This window comes from Chengkuizengella marina, from assembly GCF_009910845.1.
Taxonomy (GTDB): Bacteria; Bacillota; Bacilli; order Paenibacillales; family KCTC-33759; genus Chengkuizengella; species Chengkuizengella marina.
This window is the reverse complement of sequence record NZ_SIJB01000028.1, coordinates 26,337-48,410: the sequence shown is the minus strand read 5'-3', so window position 1 is coordinate 48,410 and position 22,074 is coordinate 26,337. Positions and strand designations below refer to the sequence as shown.

Sequence of the window (22,074 nt, the reverse complement as noted above, 5' to 3'; positions counted from 1 at the left end):
CATGTCTGTTTAAAAAATACCATAAATATCATATTTTGTCCAAGTATGGTAATAAAGTATAATTAATCATTGATACAAATGGTTTGTTTCATTTTTGCTGATTGTTCAGCAGCAAAAATTGCTTTTAATGTGCCTAAAAACGTTTTAGCGGAAATAAGAGTAGGCTCTTTCTTGCTCATTACTGAATTCACAAAATAATGGATTAAACCTGAATGATGATACCCGCTTTTTTCTTTTATCAACCAATCTACTTCTACTGTTTCTTCCATATCTCTTTTTAAAATCGTCAATCCAGGTTTGTCAGGGTTTTGCTCTAACAATAATGTTCCAAATTCGCAAGAAATCATAAGTTCATTTTGAACCCAAGGTGTGTAGGTCCAGCTGGTTGTTACTGTACATAATGTATTCCCTTCCGTTTTCATAATAACGGTCGCGTTATCATCTACATATGTAGGTTTTTCAATCGTTGATTTAAGTGATGAAACATCAGTGATTTCCTCATTTAAAAACCAGCGAATAAGATCAATTTTATGTATCCCCAAATCACCTAAACTCCCAAAAAAACTTTTTTCTCTATCAAAAAACCAGTTTTTCTCTCCTTCTACACTCCAATGTTCTGGACCACCATGACCAAAAGAAGCTTTAATTTGATAGACTTTGCCCAAATCACCATGATCTAAAATTTCTTTTATTTTGTTATGTGCCGGTACCAATCGCTGATTTAAACCAACTGCCAAAAACACATTTTTTTCCTCTGCTAATTTAATCAAAGCTAATGCATCCTTATAATGAGTGGATAACGGTTTTTCACACAACACATGTATTCCTTTATTTAAACAAACTTCTGCAATCTCTTTATGAGTATGATTGGGTGTACATATTGAAATTATATCTAAGTCTTGGTTCTCTATTAGCTCCTTTACATTCTGATAATAGTGTTGAATATAAAATTTATGTGCTACTTCTTTAGCCCTGCTTACATTTGCATCAACCACGCCTACGAGCTCAACAAATCTATTTTTTTTATACTCGGGGATGTGTCTATTCTGAGCAATCGCACCTGTTCCAATCACTCCCACTTTTAGTTTTTGGATCATTTTATTCATTCCTCCCTGTTAAATGATCTAGTATTTTAGTTAAAACATGATCTAAACAAAAATCTATATTCTCATTCAGCTTTTGCAACTCAATTTTATAGCTGGTCGAATGGATCACCTTCGATATGACTCTCTGCATCACTTCCTTATTCAAATATGTTGGTACTACATATTCACCTATTCCTAACTTTTTGACTTGTCTCGCGTTAAATTCTCTTTCAGATATGGTTGGTATAATGATTGAAGGAGTTTCATATTTCAGTGATGCCATACAACTGCCATGACCACCATGATGTATGAACAGTCTCTTGTCTTTTATCATTGAAGGATTAAACCACCTAACAATCTTTATATTAGTGGTTAACAAGTTGGATATTTCTTTAGGAAGTTCTTCATCTTTAGCAATGGATACTAAAACCTTATAGTGACTTTGGGTGAGCGTAAGCAAAGAATGATATAAAACAAATAGTCCTGAGTTTCCTGCCCCATCCTTTAATCTCCCTGGATAAATTATAATATCAGGATGAAATTCTGATTGTGACACTAGCTCTTCCTCTATTAAAAAATCATTAACTAGAGGACCAGTATAGAGCACATTATCAGCAGCATGTATAGGGTCAAAACTCGGGATACTTGGAATAATATCCAGATCACCTCGATTTAACTCTTCCAAACAGCTAATCTGATTTATACCTAACTTACTTAGTACTTTATTTACAACATATACAATGTCAGGTAGGTTTTCAGGTTTGTTTTCCCACCACCTTATTCTTAAACCGTCAGGATGAAAACAAGATTGATTTATTGTGATATGCGGTATATCTAAGTATTTAGCAGCAATGGCTGTTTGAAGACTTAGATCAGATATTACGAAGTTTGGTTGATATTCTTGCAACAACTTGATTCTTTCCATAATTAAAGTTTCAACAAAATGTTCATCCATAAAGCCAAACCTTGCATAATACGTATTTAAATCATAAAATAATGAAGTAGGCATAAAAGTATATCTTTTCTCCGGAGGGGGAATATGATCCCAATCACTTAAAACATGATAACCAAGATCCACTATGAATTTTTCTTCATTTGCACCATAAGTATTAAAGCTAATCTCATATCCTTTTTTCTTAAAAAATTTAGCAATAGGTTCGGCTCGAACAATAGGACCTAAGCCACCGCTTAATCCCCAAAAAATTTTTTTCATTTATATCATCTCTCTTCACTTTTTTGGGTCTGATTCAAGTTATTTATCCAAATATTTTTGTGGGCATTATAAATACCATGATTACTTATCACATAAGCAGATAACCAATGTTGATTTATTTGAGTATCAGGGCTTAATTTGACTTGAAATTTGACTTCTTTCACTTGTTTTGGTTTACATTTAACTTGCTGTTTTCGATCAAACACCTCCACCCCCTCACCTTTTCCATATACAAATTCTAACCCTGTTAAATACGTGCAAGAATGTGGCATATGATTTATAACTTGAACCCATACGGTATGTGTAGAGTGAACAGATAAGGATTCTTCAGAAATGATTTTCACTGATATAGAACTATTTTTAGGGAGGTCATTCACAATGCCACAGACAGGACACATGATCACATTTCTTTCAAACTGATAATCAACCTTGCCTGTACCACGAATAAGTAAACTTGGTTCTTTGCAATATGGACATGGAGTTGAAGTCTTATAGTCACATATCAAATCAATATTATTCCAGTAAGATTCAGTAAAACCGAATCTTTGCTTTTTTGTCACTTTTAAGAGATATTCAAGTAATAATTCCTTACATCTTTGAATAAGGTCTTTCAACTTATGAATCGTTGATTCCTGTTTCTCTTTATAGTAAAAGCAAAAAGCTGCAGATTGTGATACATTTAAGAAATTTTTTTTCAAGGATTTTAATTCATTTAGAAGAGATTTACATTTTAAAATATTAATATTATAGTTGTTTAAATTTTCAAATAATTGGATGGATTGATCTATCGATGTTATGTTTAGCGGCGGTTTTAATTGTAATTCTATCGTTTTTAACGGATATAGTGAATAAATGTAAATATAAACCTTATTTTTTAAGTTAATAATGTTGTAATATACCTCTTTTTTTTGATTGCTTACAAAAACATCTAACTCTTTATTTAATAACGCCTTTTTAATACGTTCGTTTGTGATCTCAATGGAAAGGAAACACGTATCTTCACATGTAAAAATGTTATGGTCCAATGAAGTTAACTCTGCATAATGTCTTACATTTTCATCCTGTTCTTTAAATGTTAATATAGGATCTCCATACAAAAATAACTGCGGGAAATCGTTTTGATTATTTAGCACACTTTTATTTAATAGACTTGTAATTTTTCCTAAACTTTCACCACTGGATAGTAAATAATGAAACAATATGTTTTCATATGATTGACCATTTTTAACAAAAGGGGAGGCTATTAATGCTGAGGTTTTACCCTTTAAAAATGAAGAGCTTAAGAGGTAATTTTGATCAAAGTTACCTTCACCGATCCTAAATCCTAAACACGTATTTAAAAAAACAACGTCTGCCTTTACTTCCGTTGCTTTAATTAATAATTCCTCTGAATAAAAACATTCTCCAAAATGGGCACAATGTGGAAGTTTATGATGATCAAATTCCTCTAGAGATGTATCTAGATGTTTGCCGCATAACAATGAATCGTTAAGTAAAACCTCATTATCTCTACCATGACTAATCATATTAAAAGTTTTTAATGGATTACTAACTAACTCTTTCAATTCGTTATTATTCAATGTTTCAGATGAAAATGTTTGCAAATGAGCTGACTTTGGAAATTCCCCTTTGCTTGTATTTAAGATTAAAACATTCTGAGTGCTGTTGCTATTAAAACACTTTAAACTTTTGTCCAATTGGTGCACTAACTCTTCACTATTTTTGGGTATAAAAAATCCAAAATCAATGTTAAAGTCATGTTGATATAAAACTTTTTGTACCATTAATAAATGTTTGTTTTGAATAGCGGGATAAATACCTAGTAAAGTGATTGTATTTATACTTTTTCTTTTTAATAGAGAAGTGATTTTTTTTTCTAATAATACTGGAGAGACAATCTCCACCTTTTTATTCGTATGTAAACCATAATATAAACTATAGGCTAAAATGTTATAATCATCTGTGACGGTTAAGAGAATATCTTTGCTTTTATGCTCTTGCAACTGATATGTTTTCCAAAACTTTTTGACTTCAACCTCTTTTATTTGTGCAGTGTTTCTCAAGTCCGTTTGAAACAAAGAAGGTATCGTATTCATTGTATTCCTCCTTTAGTATTTTATTAATGTGTAAACGATTCTAGCTTTTCCATACATAACCTTGTAATTTGATTTATCGTTTGAAAGTTTTCTGGCAGAAGCTCTTCATCATCAAATAAAATATGAAACTTTTCCTCAAGATCAATGATTAATTCAATCATTTCAATGGAATCAAATCCATACTCAGCAAGGTAATCGGTATTTTCAATGTTCTCCTTTGTTTTTAAAATTTTTATAATATTTTTTTTTACGATAATAGAAACTTCAGCTTCACTTAAATTGTAATCATATTTTGATTGTTCCATTTATACATCACTCCCATGATTATATTTGTGTTCAAAATGGTTCAGTTTATCCTAATAAGTAATGGATAGGACAACCTTATAGAGAATTTTTGAACAACCTACTTATATTTTTAAGTTTACCTATATGTATTATTTGATGACTCTGTTTTTCCAGATAAACTATCAGCTAATTTTGTCATTTTAAACACCTGAATATATTCATTATTTTAAAAGTAGGATCTATCGTTTTACATTTATCATTAAAATGTTTAATATGATCTCGATAGGATGAAAAATTTGACATAATTTTGTTGTATTGTTCTAAGATTTTTATTTGTGAACATTCAGAAGGGTCAACAATTTCACCTAAACCATCACTAGCTACAAAGTTAGTGAAATATTGACTATCCCATCCTTGTGGAACGGTGATTTGTGGTATTTGATTTTTAATGCTGTTATAAAATGAACCATAACTTCCTTGATTTAGAACTAGTTTACAATTTAAATAAGGCATCATTTGAAGTCTTTTACAGTCCATGAATAACACATTTTTTTGCTCCACCTTGATCTTTTCCATCATAGACGGTGTACAGCGTATGATGAGGTTTTCTTTATCGTGCAGTGAACGGATACATTCTTCAATTAAATGAACAGTCTGGATTAAAAATTGAGGATTATCATAAGTTAATGTCTCTATTAATACATAATCTTCAAATTTGATCTTTTTAATGTATTGCTTGTTGTTTATATACAACTGTGGACCGATAAAGAAAAAATGACTGGGTGTTTTTACTTGATTGATATTGTTAGCTGGGATCATGTGCAAATAAGGGGAAAGGCCTACATATGAAATATTCGATCTCATGCTGCGAGGGATTGGTGCCAACTGATATTTTTTTCTTAATTGATTTAAATATCTCTGCATAAAAAGAATAATTGCTTCGCTCTGTTCAGGATCATTTTCCTGTTTTACTTCTAAAGTAAAACTAGCGGGTTCAACACTAAACCATGGGATTTTCTTTATTTCACATGCGTAGGAGGCTCCAGCAAGACTTGAGTCTAATAACACAGCATCTATATGATGATGTTCAATCACATTTAACATTTCTTTTAAATGTTGTTCTTCTTGCTGGAATTCATTTTTAATTTCATGTGCTAAAGATTGGAATGAAGCGTTATCTCCAAAAGACATTTCTTTACATTTACTTTCTATAAAGTTCCATTGCTCCGTTATTGGTATTTCTTTAAAGGCAGGTACGGTTAGAACAAATATTTCCACTCCTTGTTTGGCAAGAGATTGACCTATATTATATAAAACTAGAATATGTTCCAAAATAGGTTTTGACGTCATCAGAATCCTCATGTTTCATTCCTTTCTTCCTTTCGCTTTATTGTGTTCATGTTCTGATGCTTACGTTGTCCTTCAATTTTTTTCACTTTTATGGATAACTTGAATGATATAATCAACTGCTTTAGGATGATCATGAAAATAGTAAACGTCAGGAAGTTTAATGATAGATATTTCAGGTAGATTTTGATTTAACATTTGAATACTTTCCTCATCTTTTTCACCTATAACAACCTTTATATTATTTAATTGTCTCAGTTCATTGACAAAATTTAAATTGTCTATTTCATTAATAAGTTTATAACTGCACTTTTGGCCGTGTAAGTATAACATGTAAGATCCTAATCTAGAAAAAAAATCAACTTGCTCCATGTTAAAATCACTAAATGTATAATAATCCATTCCAGGGCATAACTCTTGAGTGTCCATGCTGCCCTTGCTTTTTAAATCATTTAACATTTGTTTGGGAAAAATTTGTTCGATTTTTTTTATTTTTTGTATTGGAGGATGAATAAACAGAAGTTCGATTTTTATTTTATTGTTGAGCAATTTGAGTACTTCATTTGCAATTACACATCCCAAACCGTTGGCAATGAATTGTACTTTAGTCACTTCTGGATTGAGTTCATCGTCTATTACTTGCATGACGCTGTCAATCATAGTAGATAAGCTAACTTCTCCTAGTTCTCCCATGCTGTCACCATGACCAATATAATCAAATTGAATAAATTTATAATTTGTTAATATAGGTGTTAGCACTTTACGAATCGTTGAAAATAAATAGTTTTTTTCACTCATTGCTTGTCCATAGCCTGGAAAAAATAAAATGATGGCCTCTGGATTACAATCATTTTGAGAAACAACTCCATAAATTTTCTTATCTATCCCATACTTCTTCTGAGTTGTGATCATCTTCACTTACCTCCTCATTAAACTGTTTTAATATCCAATGATAGGTTTTTTCCATCAATATGTTTTCAAGTGGAACAGAAGTAAATAAATGTCCCGCTTTATTTACAAAATGAATATCTGATTTTTCAATAAACGGTTTATAATTCTGCAACTTAGACCATGTATATCCTGCGATTGGATCATCATCACTATATATTTGCAATAGTTTACCACTAAAATGATCTACTTCTTTTTCTAACTGAAAATTTTGATAATCCTGAAAATAATTCATCCCTAACCAAAGACCAATCCAGGGTTTCATGATCGTTTTATACTGAGGATGAAATATAAACTTATTTTCTGCTGATATTTGTTTCTCATCGTCGACAATATCCCAAATGATTGGACTCCACATCATGACTTTATTTACTGCACTATGATTAGCGGTTTTAAGTGCTATTCTTGCTCCATCACTAAACCCTAATAAAATCACATTTTCTGCTTGAACTACATTTTCCTCTTGTAGAAATTTCAGCGCATGTTGAACGTTTGAAACCTTTGTTGTATTCGTCATTTCATGATATAGACCATCACTTACACCAATACCATAATAATCAAATCTAAAAAATCCAATTCCTCTATCACATAAGTATCTAGCAAATTTTACAGCGAGTCTATGAACTTCATATCTTTCCCCATTCATACCTGGACAATATATAACGATAGGAGTACTTTCATGTTGATAATGGTCAGGGAGGTGCAAAACGCCCAATATATTTCCTCTATCTTGAAAGGTAACAAGTTTTTCCATATTCACTTTATCGCCTCCTTCATATACGACAATAGTTTTTCTTCTAATTGAATGCAGGTCTGTAAATATTGTTTCATTTTATCGTTATAGTTGTTTACTTTAGAAACCCCCCATTTCAGAACATATCCAGCTACGATTCCCCAAGCTTGTGTTAATTGAACTAAAATATACCCTAAGGATTCCGTTTGATATTGTTCTGGAAGCAGTCCATTTTTCCAAGCCAAAAATAAAACTTCTCTTGGTTTACGAAAAAAATAAACGACATAATCCAATTCTTTTTGCGATGGATAATCACTATAATTCCTCCCAAAATGATCAAAAAACCAATGCAAATTATTCATTCCATACGACTCCATATTTGATATGGATTGCAGCACGATTTCATGAAATTCCTCTTCCCAACTTACTGTTGGTTTCGTCATTTCCACGTATGAAATGCTTTTTAGAGAGGTTGGATTCATTAAATCATGTATTAATTTTTTAGGAACGGTTCCTTTGTTATAAGTAAAATATGTAGCAATCCCAGAATCATCCAGCAGATCATAAGATAGATCATCATAATCAAAAATCATAGACCAGTGAGGAATGGAAATATCGTTATAATAACTTGAAAATTGTGCATAGGAAGAATCGAATTCTATTAAACAATGTCCAACTTTATCCATCAACTCTTTAATTAGAGCAGGATCATAACTATAATGACGTTTATGAAGTTTAATACCTCTATTAAAACCACTCGGTTCATTTTTTATTTTTATGCCATCCAACTCACAGTTTAAAGCAATAATAAACACTTCAATCAAACTCTTTCTACCTTTTTGCTGCAACCATTCATTTACACATAACTGTAAACAGTTTAGATGTTTATGTGAGATACCTAATTTAGAAGGCAACTTCCAATTGACTTCCTTTGTGTGTAAAAATCTACTCAATCTTGACACCACCAAACTAAACGTTTTCTTTTTCCAATTTTATTTTTAGGAATTTCTTTTACTAATTTCACTCTATCAGGCCAAAACCTTTGAGGCACACTTCTTGACTTTAAATATTGAAACAAATCTATTACTTTAAAATCTACCGACTTTGCAACAAGCAAACAAACAATTTCTTGCCCTAATTTATTGCTGTTTACGCCATACACAAAAGACTGTTTAATGCTGCTACTGCTGTTTATAATCTCTTCAAGCGTATGTGCATGCAGGTTCACTCCTGCCCGGATTAATAAATCATCTTTACGCCCCATAATGGTAATGGAACCATCTTTTTCCTGGATCGCAATATCTTTGGTTCTTAACCAACCTTCGTGTTTTACTTCATTTGTTTTATCCTCATTGTTCCAATAACCGTTCATAATGTTCGGTCCTTGTATATAAAGTTCGTCCTCTTTGATTTTTAGTTGTATGTTTTCTAATGGCTTTCCTACATTGTTATAGTTTTCTTTTGATACATTTAAATTAATACACACTCTTGGACTTGCTTCGGTCAGACCATAAGCATTAATGATTTGTGACTGATCAAAATAATTTGATATTTCTTCAATTTGTTTATATTTTGGTATTTCTCCGCTGAGCACAATATTTTTCACAGGTAATTTCTCTGTTTTTTTTACTTTTGTGAGCTGATACATGATCGTCGGGGTAGAAAATAAGGTGTCTAGCTCCTTCTTTTTCACATCCTGTAAAAAAGAACTAGGAGTAAAATTTTTTTGCCTAAAATACATAGATTTGTTTAAGATTAAACCCGTAAATACTTCTGCTACGATAGCTGACGCATGGTATAAAGGTCTACTAATATAAAAGCGTTCTGAATCTAATTGATTTATGACCTTTGCATTAGCAATCACATTATACATAATATTGTCATATGTTAACTTTACTGCTTTCGCTTTTCCTAAAGAACCTGAAGTACAAAGAATTAAAGCGATATCATTTAAACTTTGTCCTTTATTGCTCACTTCTACATTGCTTAAACATCCATGTTCGTCAACATGGCCTTGAGAAATTAACGTGTAAGAAGCATATTCTTCTGGAAGTTCTTTGAAATCAAATGGCAAAACCGTAATCCTACATTTAAAAAATGCAAGTAAAATAGGAACTAACCTCCAGCCAAGATTCGTATCCAAAATAATTAAAGTATCGTGATGAATTTTATTTTGTTTAATTATGTTGATGTTGTTTTCAACTACATTTTCAAGTTCCTTGTAAGTAACCTTTGGATTTATGGACCAAAGGCAAGTTTTGCAATGAACAAAGATGGAGTTAACAAAGTTATCTACCATTGTTTTCATATCATTCATCATCCTTCATCTGAATTAAAAACTAGTACATGTGAAGAAGCTTGATTGTGATTCCATACTGGCAATTTGCCTGAAACTTTTTGTTCAAATTGCTGTAAACTTAAACTGCCAAGGAAAAATTGCTTAAAATATTTCATTTCATCTTTGGGATGGAGTCTATATAAAATTTCTAAACTCTCTTCTATCGATTTTTTATAAAATCCAGTTGGCCTTTTATGTGCCAAATGATAATTTATGGCTGACTTATTATATACAAACTGATAATTTCGTTTAAAAGCTCGATATCCCAACTCAAAATGTTCAAATCCCCATTTTAAAAACGTCTCTTCAAACATTCCAACTCGTTCTAAAATCGATCTTCTAAACGACAAGTTTCCACTGAAAGTACTGATCCATGGGATACTGGAAATTGACATACCAGCTTCGTCATAACATTGATAAACCATTTTACAGTAGCTAGGTATTTTATATAACTTTGCATCCGTTACACAGGACTTTATGACATCCCTATTATGTTGAATGTTTGAGAAATACAATTCACGTATTTGACCAACTGAAATGAAGTTACTATTGTTACGATGGAGTATATGATGTGCTTGAATAAAATGGGGATCTGGTATTCTATCTGCATCATTAAGTACAACAACATTTCCTCGTGAGATTTTTAAACCCATATTTCTGGCACTTGCTCTACCGACATTTTCAGTTCTTATATAAATGAGATGCTCTATTTTCCCCTCCCATTTTTTAATGAAAGGGGTGATGTCATCCTCAGAACCATCATCAATAATGATAATTTCAAATTGAATTTGACTCGTAGTTTGTACACAAAATCCTTCTAAACATAAATCTAAGGCATGCGGTTGATTATACACAGGAATAATTACTGAAACATCCATATGTTTAACCTTTATACTTGGAAAAGATAATTTTTTGAAACTGTTCAACCGACTCTTCCAAGCTTAAATTTAATACTTCATCAGGTATTTCTTTTCCAGTTCTATTTTCAAGATGAATTAAGAATTCTGCGAATTTAAGAGAATCAAACCCTAAATCTATAAAACGATTTGAAAGAATGATTTCTTCTTTTGGCAACACTCCGCATCCTTCTTCACTAAGTAACTCTAAGACGATCATTTGAAATTGTTCCATAATATACCTCCGATTGATAAGTCATTACTTTTCGATTCTCTATGACTGCATACGATTTAATCAACTGGTTTAGAAGTTGAACATGAATGGTTACGATGTTCCCTGCAGGAATGATCTCTAAAAATCGAACATTTACATTTTTTAGTATAAATTCACTTCTTTGTTTTTCTATGATGGTTTCCACTCCTTGAATGACCGCTTCTGTAAGCAATAGTCCAGGAAATATACTCAAATTTTCAAAGTGGCCTATTAATAAAAAATCCCCGTTTGACACAAACTTCTCAAAAATAATTTCTTTTTCATTTAATGTGATACATTGATCAATTTGATTTATCGGTTTTTTAATAGATAGGTTATCGTATTTTTTATTCATGATGTTCACCAACAATAATGGCTCCTAAGGGTAAGTCACCCTCATTTAAAATAACCTCACCATTTTTGTAACCTGTTTCTTTGAGCGCATTTTCCCACTTTAATTTGCTTTGAAAACCATTTATAAAATATTTCCCGTTTTGATAAATTTTGTACCCAGGAAGTAAATTAAATATAAATTCTTGATGTAAGTATGAATGGTTTAAATCTCTAATACATTCTGATAAAATCACTTTTCCACCTGGATTTAAGCATTTCTTGATCCTGGCTAGCGCATCTTGTATATCAAAAGAACAATGAAGGCCATTAATCGAAACAATATAATCATATTTTTTTCCATTCAGCTGAGTAAAAAGATCTTTATCAAAATTTACAACAGATGTTTCTATATGGGAAAACTCTCTACCTAAATGTCTGACAATCATAGGACTTACATCCGATGCAGTATAATGAATTTTCTTATTGTTTAGATTATTTAATATACATCTTGTTCCAGATCCATAACCTGCTCCCAGCTCCAATAAACTTTGGCCACCTTCTATTATTGGGTTCAAATATAAAGCTAACCACTGATTATGAACGTAATACAAATCACTGGGATGTTGAAAGTAATCTTTCCAGATCTGTTCACCTTGAGATCCAAATAATAAATGAATTGGAGACTTCTTGCCTGATAGAATGTATGCCCAATGATCAGCAACGAAATCTATCATTTTTAACGAGTGTTTGATATTTGTTTCTACATTTATATCTATCCATGACTCCAATGTTTTTTCTGTTCTGCTATAGTAATCAGCATCTTTTACATCTTGAACAATATACAGCTCCTGTACTAAAAAATTTAGCGCAAAATCTAACGAAGGAATAAATGCTTCTGTACACTTTAATTTATCTATGATCTCAAGCCGTTGATGGGTACTGGCAGCACGTAAAAACAATCCATGTAGATTGAATACTTCTAATATTTTCTCAGCGGTGTAACGACTAGCATATTGATATGCAGTAAAATATTTCTCTGTAAATAAATTAGTAGAAAGCCCCATATTCATTTCTCCTAACGAATTGATTTGGCAACGCTTAATTCTCCCTTACAAATGACCTTATTTTCTACTGAGGCTACCCCATATAAAACAGCTTGACTATCAAAGATTTTAATAGGGGAAATTTCATATTTGACTTTTTCTAAATGCCAGGGTAAATCTTGAAAACTTTCCATTTTGATAGAACCCAACAGCGGGACCTCATTTTCTTCCAAAGGTTTTGTCTCTAAAGTAATAAAAATAACAGCTAATTGAGCTAAACCTTCTGTTATGAAAGAAGCTGGGAAGGTTTGAATTTGATCTTTTATGATCGATGTTGTTTGTGAAATATAATACGTTCCTCTAATATATTCCCTTTGTTTATATGCTGTAATATGATCTATAAAGCGGAATGGCCATTTTTGGGGCAACATATTAACAAGTTGTTTCATCTTCCGTATTATCCTCAACAATATCTATTGGTTTTTCAATAATCGTTAAAAAAGTAACACCATCCTCGGTTTCTACTCTATGTTTTTCATTTTTTCCTGCAGTCAAAAAATCTCCGGGACCTAGAATATCATCGCCAACCTTCATGGTTCCCTCAATAACATAAGCATACTCCCTGCCTGGATGATCATGATATGGGATGAACCCTCCCGGACCAAACCTGACAATAAAAGCCTGTGTCTCTTTTTCTTCGTCTGTTTCAGAATATAACATTTGATATTCTGAATGATGAAACATACCTTCTATCCATTCTCGATCTTCTTTTTTAATGACAATATGATCTTTGTTCATTTACATTACTCCTTTCCTGCTACAATAACGATTCTAGAACTTCGCATGTGGAAATCGTCTAATTTCAAACTTCCATATAACTTCTGTACTTTAAATCCGATCGTTTCTAGTAAATTTATTAATTCATGGGCTGAGTAAATTCTTACATTAAGAATAGAGCTTTCTATATTGTCATCTTCATTCCAACTGATCTCTTCACGCCATCTGCTATTTAAAGGGTTGAATTTTCTTTTGGACCAAACGATCTGGTCACCCATTTCATTCCATGCATTTTCACTATATTGATGAAGCATAAAATCTCTATTTTCCGTATCAATTAATAACTTTCCACCTTGGTTTAACATGTGATATATTTTTTCCATTGTTTGTTTATCTTCATGATCATCAACATAACCAAAAGCTGTGCCAATACTTAAAATGGCATCATATTTATGCTCACTATCCAAATCTTTAATCTGGCTTTCAATCCAAGTAATCGGTAAATTTCCAGCATTGTTTCTGGCGATGTTTAGTGAATAATTTGATCCATCAAAACCTGTTAGATGATAACCTTTATGAGCAAGAGGGATTGTAATTCTACCGCTTCCACATCCCAAATCCAAAATTTTGAAATTTGGTTGTAAATCTAAAATTTTCTCTATATTTTCTACTTCAACTTTTGTTCTATCTTCTGTAAGTATATATTGAGAGAATTTTTGATAGGCTGCACCAAAAAAATGTTTCCATTCATTATTATTACTCATTGATTTAATCTCCTAATCTATTAATAATATGCTTGATTTTAGCGCATCAATCATATAATCCATATCACTCTTTGAAATGTTTAATGGTGGATATAAACTAATGACGTTATGGGAAAAGGTTGCTAAAATCCCTGATTTTTTTATATTGCTCTTGATGGTGTTAAATCTCTCAATCTCTTCCTCTGATTCTATGTTTAGCTCTATTCCAATCATTAGACCCTTACCTCGAACTTCCCTAATGATATTTTCCTTATTTAGTCCTTCTCTTAGTTCATTCATGATATATTCCCCTGCTTCTTTCGCTCTGAATGGAAGATTTTCTTTTTCAAAAATTTCCAAAACTTTGATTGCGATGGAACAACCAACAGGATGTCCACTTAAAGTGGTGCCATGTGGAAACCCAGATCCATTTTCAATCAAATGATCCGTAATTTGAGAAGAAAATAAAGTGGCTCCTAATGGAAAATATCCAGCGGTTAATCCTTTAGAAATTGTGATAATATCAGGGTCTAACTTGAGTGAGGAACTGGTTAACCATTCACCTGTTCTACCAATGCCTGTAGTGATTTCATCTGCAATTACTAGAATGTTATATCTTCTCGTAATTTGCCTCACTAATTGAAAATATAAATTTGGAAATACACGAATGCCATTTACACTCTGTACAGGTTCTATTACAAAAGCTGCAACGGTTTCTGGTCCAGCTTTTAAAATAGCTTGTTCTAATTCATATGCTGCTTGTTTCGCATGACGATCATCTAACTTATCTTCTTTTTCACGAAAATCTTCAGGTGAGGGGACGCTTATACATCCTTGTAAAAGATCACCAAAAACACCCTCAAACCCCAGGTTTGTAATGGAAAGTGCGCCTATGCTTGATCCATGATAACCACCATTCAAACTGATAAACTTTTGTTTATTTGGCATATCTTTTTCAATAAAGTATTGTCTTGTTGCTTTTAAGGCTGATTCCATTGCACCTGTTCCATCATTTGAGTAAAATACTGAACTAAATTTTGGAGCTAGATTTAAAAGCTTTTCAGCTAATTTATTTGCAATCCAGTGCCCCTGATTTACCATAATAGAGGCTGAAAGCTTGTTATACTGTTCAAAAATGGCTTTTAAGATGATTTCATTTGATTGATCTAATGAGTAGGCTGCATTGGATAAATTTAAAAACGCTTGATCATCTTTGTTTAATACCCAATGCCTTTCACCTTTATTGGCCATAAAGAATCGATTATTGACCTCTTCCTCTGTTAAATTGCTTTTTTTTGGCATAGTCGTAAAAGGATGTACCACATAATATCTACTCATTATGATCCCTCCTCCATAGGCAGGTTGTTATTCTCTTTAATATGAAGCGTTTGATTGGCTTCAATATTTTTCAAAGATTGAATTCTTCCACTAGGCCATTTTATGATTATTTCATCAACTTTCTTCCTTTCTCCAATTCCAAAATGTATTCTTGGGTCACTTTGACCACCAAATCCATTCCCACCATCTTTTTCAATCAGTGTTCTTTTATCTCCCTGCACAATAGTTACCCTTGCACCAATAGCGTCTCGATTACTAGGATAAACACCTTGTAAACTAAGTTTTATCCAATTGTTTCCTTCTATTTGATTTTTATAAACTCTTGCCTTCCCTCCTTGGTTTGCAAAAACCAAGTCCAATTCACCAGAATTATCAAGGTCTACGACAGATACCCCTCTTCCATCTTCTGTGAAATCAATGCCCGCTTGTAATGCAACATTTTCAAACCCATTGTTTGACTGCATAAGATTCAGAAATAAAAATTTATTTTCGTTTCCTGATAAATCTTTCTTTCCAATTGATGGCCAATTTTTCGTATCTTCAACAATACTCTCTGGTGTTGTAGCAAGTGTTCCTAAATCAAACCAATAATTATCTTTACTTTTTCCTGTGATGAATCCATTTGTGACGATTAAACTAAACTCCCCACTATTATTTGTGTCGAAGAATTTAGCTCCCCATGAAAACCCAGCAAAATTCAACCCTAATTCTTCTGCGATATTCTCGTATTGTCCTTCATCATTTGGGTACCAAAAATCGTTCCCTTCAATAATATAAGTAGGTTTACTTACATTGCTCACATAAATACCAAGTTCTCCTTTATGGAAAATGTCTACAAAATCAGCATTCATGCCTTTATGCGTATCTAATCCAATGCCATTACGTTGAATGATTTTTTTGAATTTCTTTCCGTTTTCATTTATATAGAGTACATCAGGACCAAAATCATTTGCATTATATATATCAGGGTAACCATCATGATTAACATCAGCTGAACCTGTAGCTAGTGTCCAACCCGTATCATCGAGATTAATTTGTTCTGCTATTTCAGTAAAAGTACCGTCTCCATTATTTTTATATAACTGATTAAAACCACCATTTCTAGCATGTTCAAAATCATCATGCATAATTTTTGTTGTTTTTAGGTCCCACAAGTTATTCTCACTTCTAAAATAGTTGCCTACATAAATATCTAAAAAACCATCTTTGTCATAGTCTAACGTGATTGCTTTCGCTGCATAAGAGAATAAATTAACACCAGCTTCTTCAGAAACTTCTGTAAACGTTCCGTCTCCATTGTTTTTGAAAAGTTTGCTTTGACCCCAAAATCCAACAAATAAGTCAGACGTGCCATTATTGTCATAGTCTAAAAATAAAGCCGTTGAGGATATTCCTTCCTGATTGATATCTGATACAATCGAATCAACCTTGGTGTAAGAGCCATCTCCATTGTTTTGGAACAAAATATTTAAACTTCCTTTTTTGGAGTTTGTAAAATAAAGATCCATATACCCATCATTGTTGTAATCCCCAGTTGCAACTGATGCACCCGTTGAAGCTAACCAGGGCATAATGTTGTTCACCTTTTCATCAAAAACAGGGATTTCATGATTGAACTTAACATTCGCAACCTCTGTTACCTCTTTAAAATTAAAATTTAAGTCCACTTTTTCTCCTGCACTAAAAGTGTTACAACCTGCTAAAATTAAAATACAGGAAAATAATAAATATAAAATGTTACGAACCTTCATAAAATTTACCTCCTCTTTTCTCTACACACTCTCTTACTAAATCAATCCATAAGTAATAAAACTCACCTTGATTGATTTCATCGTTCTCGTATAATTCTTGCTTTACAGCGTCCACGATATCCAGTAAGGCGGTTACTTCTTTTCTTTGATTCACATTTAATGCCAACAACATATTTTTAAATAGTAAGGGATTTTGCAATCTCCTTGCTTCAAAGCCAAATCCCATTCCTTGCAAAAAAGCTGCCTTTAGTAACGTAGGAATTTTATTTGTTGCCATAAAAACTTGATCCATTTGATCAAAAAAACTATATGCAGCAGCTAACCCTAAACCTGAAGCACAATCTTTATGATATTTATTAGGTAAAGCTGCCAAACTATCGAGAGCAAGCACTATATCAAATTGTTTTAAAAACCATAAACACCGTCCAATTCCTTGATATAATACTCTTTGTTCTTTTTCTTTCAAAACTTGAAAACTAGCAATGAAGTGTTTGTCATGGTCGAAGCGCTCTAAGGCAGCTGAAAATCCAATTCCATCATAAATCACTGGAGCTAAACGAGGGTCTAAGTGAATGATCCATTTTTGATATCTTGCTCGGTTAAATATATGAAGCTTATATAACCACCACCCTAAACCAACATAATATTGGTATATATTTGTAGGATCCACTTTTTTAACATGCCTTTCAAAATATTTCTTTTGACCTGTAATCGTCAATTTCGCAGCAATTCCCATACTATATCCTTCATATGCAAATCCATGATAATACGGCTTTACCTTTTTCATCATTTTTTGTTTCACATAATTTGGTATGGTGATCCACTGTAAACCTAATTTCAATCCATAAAGAAAACTAGACAGAATTTTTTGAAAAAAAATGTTGTAAAAATCTTTCTTATTTCTATCGATGTACCGATGAAACGTCCTAAAATTTATTATTTTTAAAATCAAAAATTTAATAAACACAAGACCAAGGATAAGTAGTACAATATATAAAGCAACCATCGTTAAACCTTTAACTTTCCTAGAAGATCATTTATACAAGTAAGTTCTGCTAGTTCCTGTTCAGTAATTACAATGGATAGCTCTCTTTCAATATGGACGGCTACTTCAAGTGCCATCAGAGAATCTATTCCTAGATCAGGGAAAGGTGTATCAAAATCTTGTTCAGTTACCTCCCTTTCAATTAGGTCACTTATATATTCAATAACCACATCTTTAAACATAATTCATTCTCCTTTTCTATAAGTACGTGTTCAATCTATAACAAGCCACCATCTGGTATAATTACTTTCCCAGTAATATATGAAGAAGCTTGAGATAATAAAAACATCACAGTTGCAGATACTTCACAAGGTTTACCTAGTCTTTGCAAGGGTATTTCATGTGTCATATTAATGCCTTTCTCTTCAATCAATTCATGGGTCATATCCGTTTCAATATAACCTGGGGCAACACAATTTACCCTAACTCCGAAAGACGCTAATTCTTTGCTTAATGATTTAGTAAAACCTATGATACCTGCTTTAGCAGCTGAGTAATTGGTTTGACCCATGGTACCCGCTAAGCCGGATACAGAAGATACATTCACAATACAACCTTTAGCTAATGCTAATTTTCGAACGAATTGTTTTGAAAGTATAAAGGCGGACATGAGATTCACATTCATTACATCTTTCCAATCTTCCTCGCTTAATAAATAGATTGGTTTATCAATTTTCATTCCTGCATTGTTCACCAAAAAGTCCAAATTAGTAACTTTTCCTAAACATTCCGTTAATTTTGTGATATCATTAGTTTTTCTAAAATCTACTTGAATACCTTGGATTGTTGAAGAAGAATGGCTTGATAAATCCCTAACGATTGATTGAGCAGCTTCTTCTTGTGAAGAATATGTAAAAATCACATTTGCTCCTGACTTTACTAAATCTTGAACAATCTGCTTGCCTATTCCTCTTGTTCCCCCTGTAACCAATGCAGTTTTATGTTTGAAATTAAATTGAACATCACTCATTGTTTATTACCCCCCACCTTTTTAAATTTTTGAAAATAGTGAAGCAGAATGAAATCCTCCATATGCAGATACAGTTTTCATGACGTGATGAAGATCTTTATTCTCAAACTCTGTTGCAATAGTAGGAAGTGGTATTTTATGATCTACCTCTTCATAATTTAAAATGGGTGGTATCAAATTGGTCACAAGCGATTGAATCAGTAATACCGTTTCACTTAAAGAGCTGGCTCCTAATGAATGACCGATATAAGGTTTAAATGCCGTAATTAAAGGCATCGTTTTATCTTGGAAACACCTAGCAATTTGGTTTGCTTCATATTTATCCCATAGGGGACTGCCTGTTGCATGTGGAACTAGTAAATCCAATTGATGAATGTTTATATCTTCCATAATTTTTTCTATGATTTTGGAATAAGTATGTTTTGATACATCAGGCAACGTCATTTTCCAATGGTCTTGTTGCAATACTGCACCCTGATAGCAGCATTTAACCGGTGCATTTCTGGCAGCAGCATGATGACTTGATTCCAACACAATACCTGAAGCACTGTCACCTAATACAGTGCCATCTCTGTTTTTATCAAATGGACGAATCATCCCTGATTCAGAGCAAAATCCTCTTTGTTGTAGCCAAAGATACTCTGTAAAATGGGCATAATCGGAAGAAACAACGAGTACAACATCACTTTGATTGCTGTTGATAAGCAAATTTCCTAATTCCAATGCATAGGTTCCTGAAGCACATGCATTATTCACGATAAATGTTGATCCGCTTATATTTAAAATTTTTGCTAAGTAAAAGAGATGCGGAAACGACTGTAAATTGTAAAATTGCTGCTGATGGAGTGCAAATTTTTCACTCACATTTCTAGCTTTATTTATATAATCATCATCCATAAACATTCGATCGATTAAACTTACAACTCCGGGATTCTCATGGGCAATAATAAGTGATACTTTGGAGTCTGGTTTGACTTGTAACTTCGCATTTTTTAGTGCCAAGATGGAAGATAAAACAAGAAGTTTAAAATCCAAATCATCCATTAAATGATTTTCAATCATAACATCGATCTGTTTTTTAGAGAGCCAGTTGCTTAAATCAAAGTTTTCTATTTCATATACTGGATATTGAATGCATTCATTATCTTTTAATGTTTTTATCCTTTGAGTGATCTTTTGTCTTTTTTCCAATATGGACTGCCACACTTCCTCAATACCTATTCCTCCAGCACTTAATATGCTTGTCCCAGTTACAAGATTAGCTTGCAAAATCATCACCATCCTCACAAACAAAACAATTTGCATCAGAACTTTTTTTTAAGTAAATGTGATTTTTTTGTTTTAACAAATACAGGAGTTCCAAAATTGCATAAGATGTGTTTATTTTATTTTCTGCCTTGATATGCATCAGTTTAGGTTTTTTGTCCATAACGATTGTATTTGTAGATGGTTGTGTAGAAAGCAATAAAGAAGCAATGGATTCTTTTTGGATATGACCAGAAATTAATCCATGAAATAACTGAGGAGGTTGTAGATTGAGTTCACATATTACGACATTTTCTACTATTTGTTTTTTTAGCAAATCCAAACTAAACTCGAGTGCTTTTAAACCAGAATACTTACCTTGTGAAATGGTAATGTTTGGTCCAGCGATATTAAACATGATAGAAGCATAACCACTTATGGAATTAATAACTGTATTGGGAAAAATAGCTGGATTAAGCTTGTCTGCACCAAATTTTTCAACATCTTTATATAACTCTACGATCGGGTTTAAATTTGAGAAAGTACTAGCAATGATAACAGCAGTTTGATTACATTTTTGTTTTGGAATAGGCTTCCCACTGTTTTCTAGAACTTGTTCAATTGCATAACAAGCTAATTTTGTTTCTCTAGGTAATCTTTTAAAACCTCTAAATCCTAAACGTTTTCCAACCAAATCAACATTTAAATCCAATTCTTGCTTTTCTTCTTTAAAATAATCCTCAAGTCTATTGCCTGGTAGTTTTTCTAAACCTATACTGTTAGGGGTTAGCACGCTGCTTCCTTTAATAAAAGTTTCAAACATTACTAACACTCCTTCTACTTAAATACAATCGATATGGAATCATAAATAAAATCGTGCTAATAAACAAGGCATAAAACGGAGCATTTGGAATCCGCTGTATTCTTAAAATTCCATCTACAACTGCTATGAATATGGCGAATAAAATCCTTCCTTTTCTTGTATTTGGTGTCGTTTTGGGATCAGTGATCATAAAAAAGGTAAATAGTTGCATCGATGCTCCTAACAATGGTCCTAAGGCAGCTAATAACGGGGCACCAAAAACAAAAGATCTTACGAGTGCAATCATAGTAAATGTGGACAAAAAGGCAATAACAGTATCTAACCTCTTAGCAAAGTAGGCTACTACAAAACCTAGAAGCAAAATGATCGCCATCACTTCAAAGCCATTTGACCATTGTTTTGGAGTTGTCACTGCAAACTGAGGCAAAGTGAATATGACGATAACTACACCAATATTGTTTGGGTTAAATAAATGTCCTCCCTTAAACCGTAAAATATACTTAATACATATGGATAAAAATGCAGTCAGCACATATGGCCAAAGTAAGTAGGAATTAATTAAAAGACTGACACCTAATGCAGTAATAAAAGCACTTTTAGGAATAATCCATTTTTTTAATATGATCCTTGCTAAAGTCAGTTCCGTAGTGACTGTAGTAAGAATCGATACAAGAATCGCATCTACTCCTTGATTAAAATTTAAGTATGTTTGTCCAGCTACAACAAAGGAAAGTAAAAAAATCAAAATTAAATTCCTTGGATCAAATTTATAATCTGTCCATGATGTAATAAGATCTAACTTTTTTTCCACC

Annotated in this window: 24 protein-coding genes; all 24 read right to left on the bottom strand. The window is 32.4% G+C overall.

Annotated elements, in window-relative coordinates; all coding sequences use genetic code 11:
* Positions 1–62 precede the first annotated feature (62 nt).
* The 24 genes from ERL59_RS12895 to ERL59_RS12780 all read right to left on the bottom strand — a co-directional run bounded on the left by ERL59_RS12895 (position 63) and on the right by ERL59_RS12780 (position 22,073).
* Positions 63–1,097: a Gfo/Idh/MocA family protein gene (locus ERL59_RS12895; RefSeq protein WP_160646641.1), complete on the bottom strand. Its 1,035-nt coding sequence runs from the start codon at positions 1,095–1,097 to the stop codon at positions 63–65.
* A gap of 1 nt (position 1,098) precedes the next feature.
* Complete coding sequence (locus ERL59_RS12890) at positions 1,099–2,298, bottom strand: nucleotide disphospho-sugar-binding domain-containing protein (protein WP_160646640.1); 1,200 nt, start codon at positions 2,296–2,298, stop codon at positions 1,099–1,101.
* A 5-nt stretch (positions 2,299–2,303) separates the two neighbouring features.
* Positions 2,304–4,394 (bottom strand): hypothetical protein, encoded by a 2,091-nt coding sequence (locus ERL59_RS12885; protein ID WP_160646639.1) that lies wholly within the window; start codon positions 4,392–4,394, stop codon positions 2,304–2,306.
* Between the two features lie 23 nt (positions 4,395–4,417).
* Positions 4,418–4,699 carry an acyl carrier protein gene (locus ERL59_RS12880; protein ID WP_160646638.1) on the bottom strand — a complete coding sequence of 94 codons (282 nt, stop codon included), beginning with the start codon at positions 4,697–4,699 and terminating at the stop codon, positions 4,418–4,420.
* Positions 4,700–4,874: 175 nt separating this feature from the next.
* The gene (locus ERL59_RS12875) at positions 4,875–6,029 is read right to left on the bottom strand and encodes a hypothetical protein (RefSeq protein WP_160646637.1); all 1,155 of its coding nucleotides are present in this window, start codon (positions 6,027–6,029) and stop codon (positions 4,875–4,877) included.
* A 72-nt stretch (positions 6,030–6,101) separates the two neighbouring features.
* Positions 6,102–6,938 carry an alpha/beta fold hydrolase gene (locus ERL59_RS12870; protein WP_160646636.1) on the bottom strand — a complete coding sequence of 279 codons (837 nt, stop codon included), beginning with the start codon at positions 6,936–6,938 and terminating at the stop codon, positions 6,102–6,104.
* On the bottom strand, positions 6,904–7,728 hold the full coding sequence (locus tag ERL59_RS12865) for an alpha/beta hydrolase (RefSeq protein WP_235929892.1): 825 nt from the start codon (positions 7,726–7,728) through the stop codon (positions 6,904–6,906). The genes ERL59_RS12870 and ERL59_RS12865 overlap by 35 nt, the downstream gene beginning before the upstream one ends.
* 2 nt (positions 7,729–7,730) lie before the next feature.
* Positions 7,731–8,660: a hypothetical protein gene (locus tag ERL59_RS12860; protein ID WP_160646634.1), complete on the bottom strand. Its 930-nt coding sequence runs from the start codon at positions 8,658–8,660 to the stop codon at positions 7,731–7,733.
* Positions 8,657–10,015, bottom strand: a complete 1,359-nt coding sequence (locus tag ERL59_RS12855; RefSeq protein ID WP_160646633.1) for a class I adenylate-forming enzyme family protein — start codon at positions 10,013–10,015, stop codon at positions 8,657–8,659. Before ERL59_RS12855 ends, ERL59_RS12860 begins: the two co-directional genes overlap by 4 nt.
* A gap of 8 nt (positions 10,016–10,023) precedes the next feature.
* The gene (locus ERL59_RS12850) at positions 10,024–10,971 is read right to left on the bottom strand and encodes a glycosyltransferase family 2 protein (RefSeq protein WP_160646632.1); all 948 of its coding nucleotides are present in this window, start codon (positions 10,969–10,971) and stop codon (positions 10,024–10,026) included.
* Complete coding sequence (locus ERL59_RS12845; protein ID WP_160646631.1) at positions 10,928–11,176, bottom strand: acyl carrier protein; 249 nt, start codon at positions 11,174–11,176, stop codon at positions 10,928–10,930. Before ERL59_RS12845 ends, ERL59_RS12850 begins: the two co-directional genes overlap by 44 nt.
* Entirely contained in the window at positions 11,139–11,549 is a 411-nt protein-coding gene (locus ERL59_RS12840; RefSeq protein ID WP_160646630.1) for a hotdog family protein, read from the bottom strand. Before ERL59_RS12840 ends, ERL59_RS12845 begins: the two co-directional genes overlap by 38 nt.
* The gene (locus ERL59_RS12835) at positions 11,542–12,591 is read right to left on the bottom strand and encodes a class I SAM-dependent methyltransferase (protein ID WP_160646629.1); all 1,050 of its coding nucleotides are present in this window, start codon (positions 12,589–12,591) and stop codon (positions 11,542–11,544) included. The genes ERL59_RS12840 and ERL59_RS12835 overlap by 8 nt, the downstream gene beginning before the upstream one ends.
* An 11-nt stretch (positions 12,592–12,602) precedes the next feature.
* Entirely contained in the window at positions 12,603–13,019 is a 417-nt protein-coding gene (locus ERL59_RS12830; RefSeq protein WP_160646628.1) for a hotdog family protein, read from the bottom strand.
* Entirely contained in the window at positions 13,003–13,368 is a 366-nt protein-coding gene (locus ERL59_RS12825) for a cupin domain-containing protein (RefSeq protein ID WP_160646627.1), read from the bottom strand. The genes ERL59_RS12830 and ERL59_RS12825 overlap by 17 nt, the downstream gene beginning before the upstream one ends.
* Before the next feature lie 5 nt (positions 13,369–13,373).
* Positions 13,374–14,111, bottom strand: coding sequence for a class I SAM-dependent methyltransferase (locus tag ERL59_RS12820; RefSeq protein ID WP_160646626.1), 738 nt, complete (start codon positions 14,109–14,111; stop codon positions 13,374–13,376).
* A gap of 12 nt (positions 14,112–14,123) precedes the next feature.
* A complete protein-coding gene (locus tag ERL59_RS12815) occupies positions 14,124–15,428 on the bottom strand; it encodes an aminotransferase family protein (protein WP_160646625.1) in 1,305 nt (434 codons plus the stop codon).
* Positions 15,428–17,179, bottom strand: coding sequence for a CRTAC1 family protein (locus tag ERL59_RS12810; RefSeq protein WP_160646624.1), 1,752 nt, complete (start codon positions 17,177–17,179; stop codon positions 15,428–15,430). Before ERL59_RS12810 ends, ERL59_RS12815 begins: the two co-directional genes overlap by 1 nt.
* Complete coding sequence (locus tag ERL59_RS12805; RefSeq protein WP_235929887.1) at positions 17,166–18,185, bottom strand: DUF1702 family protein; 1,020 nt, start codon at positions 18,183–18,185, stop codon at positions 17,166–17,168. The genes ERL59_RS12810 and ERL59_RS12805 overlap by 14 nt, the downstream gene beginning before the upstream one ends.
* Positions 18,186–18,187: 2 nt before the next feature.
* Positions 18,188–18,406, bottom strand: coding sequence for an acyl carrier protein (locus ERL59_RS12800; protein ID WP_160646622.1), 219 nt, complete (start codon positions 18,404–18,406; stop codon positions 18,188–18,190).
* 35 nt (positions 18,407–18,441) lie between these two features.
* On the bottom strand, positions 18,442–19,194 hold the full coding sequence (gene fabG, locus ERL59_RS12795) for a 3-oxoacyl-ACP reductase FabG (protein WP_160646621.1): 753 nt from the start codon (positions 19,192–19,194) through the stop codon (positions 18,442–18,444).
* 21 nt (positions 19,195–19,215) lie between these two features.
* Positions 19,216–20,469: a beta-ketoacyl synthase N-terminal-like domain-containing protein gene (locus ERL59_RS12790; RefSeq protein ID WP_160646620.1), complete on the bottom strand. Its 1,254-nt coding sequence runs from the start codon at positions 20,467–20,469 to the stop codon at positions 19,216–19,218.
* Entirely contained in the window at positions 20,453–21,262 is an 810-nt protein-coding gene (locus ERL59_RS12785) for a beta-ketoacyl synthase N-terminal-like domain-containing protein (RefSeq protein ID WP_160646619.1), read from the bottom strand. The genes ERL59_RS12790 and ERL59_RS12785 overlap by 17 nt, the downstream gene beginning before the upstream one ends.
* Positions 21,255–22,073, bottom strand: a complete 819-nt coding sequence (locus ERL59_RS12780) for an RnfABCDGE type electron transport complex subunit D (RefSeq protein ID WP_328699949.1) — start codon at positions 22,071–22,073, stop codon at positions 21,255–21,257. Before ERL59_RS12780 ends, ERL59_RS12785 begins: the two co-directional genes overlap by 8 nt.
* Position 22,074: the final 1 nt, after the last annotated feature.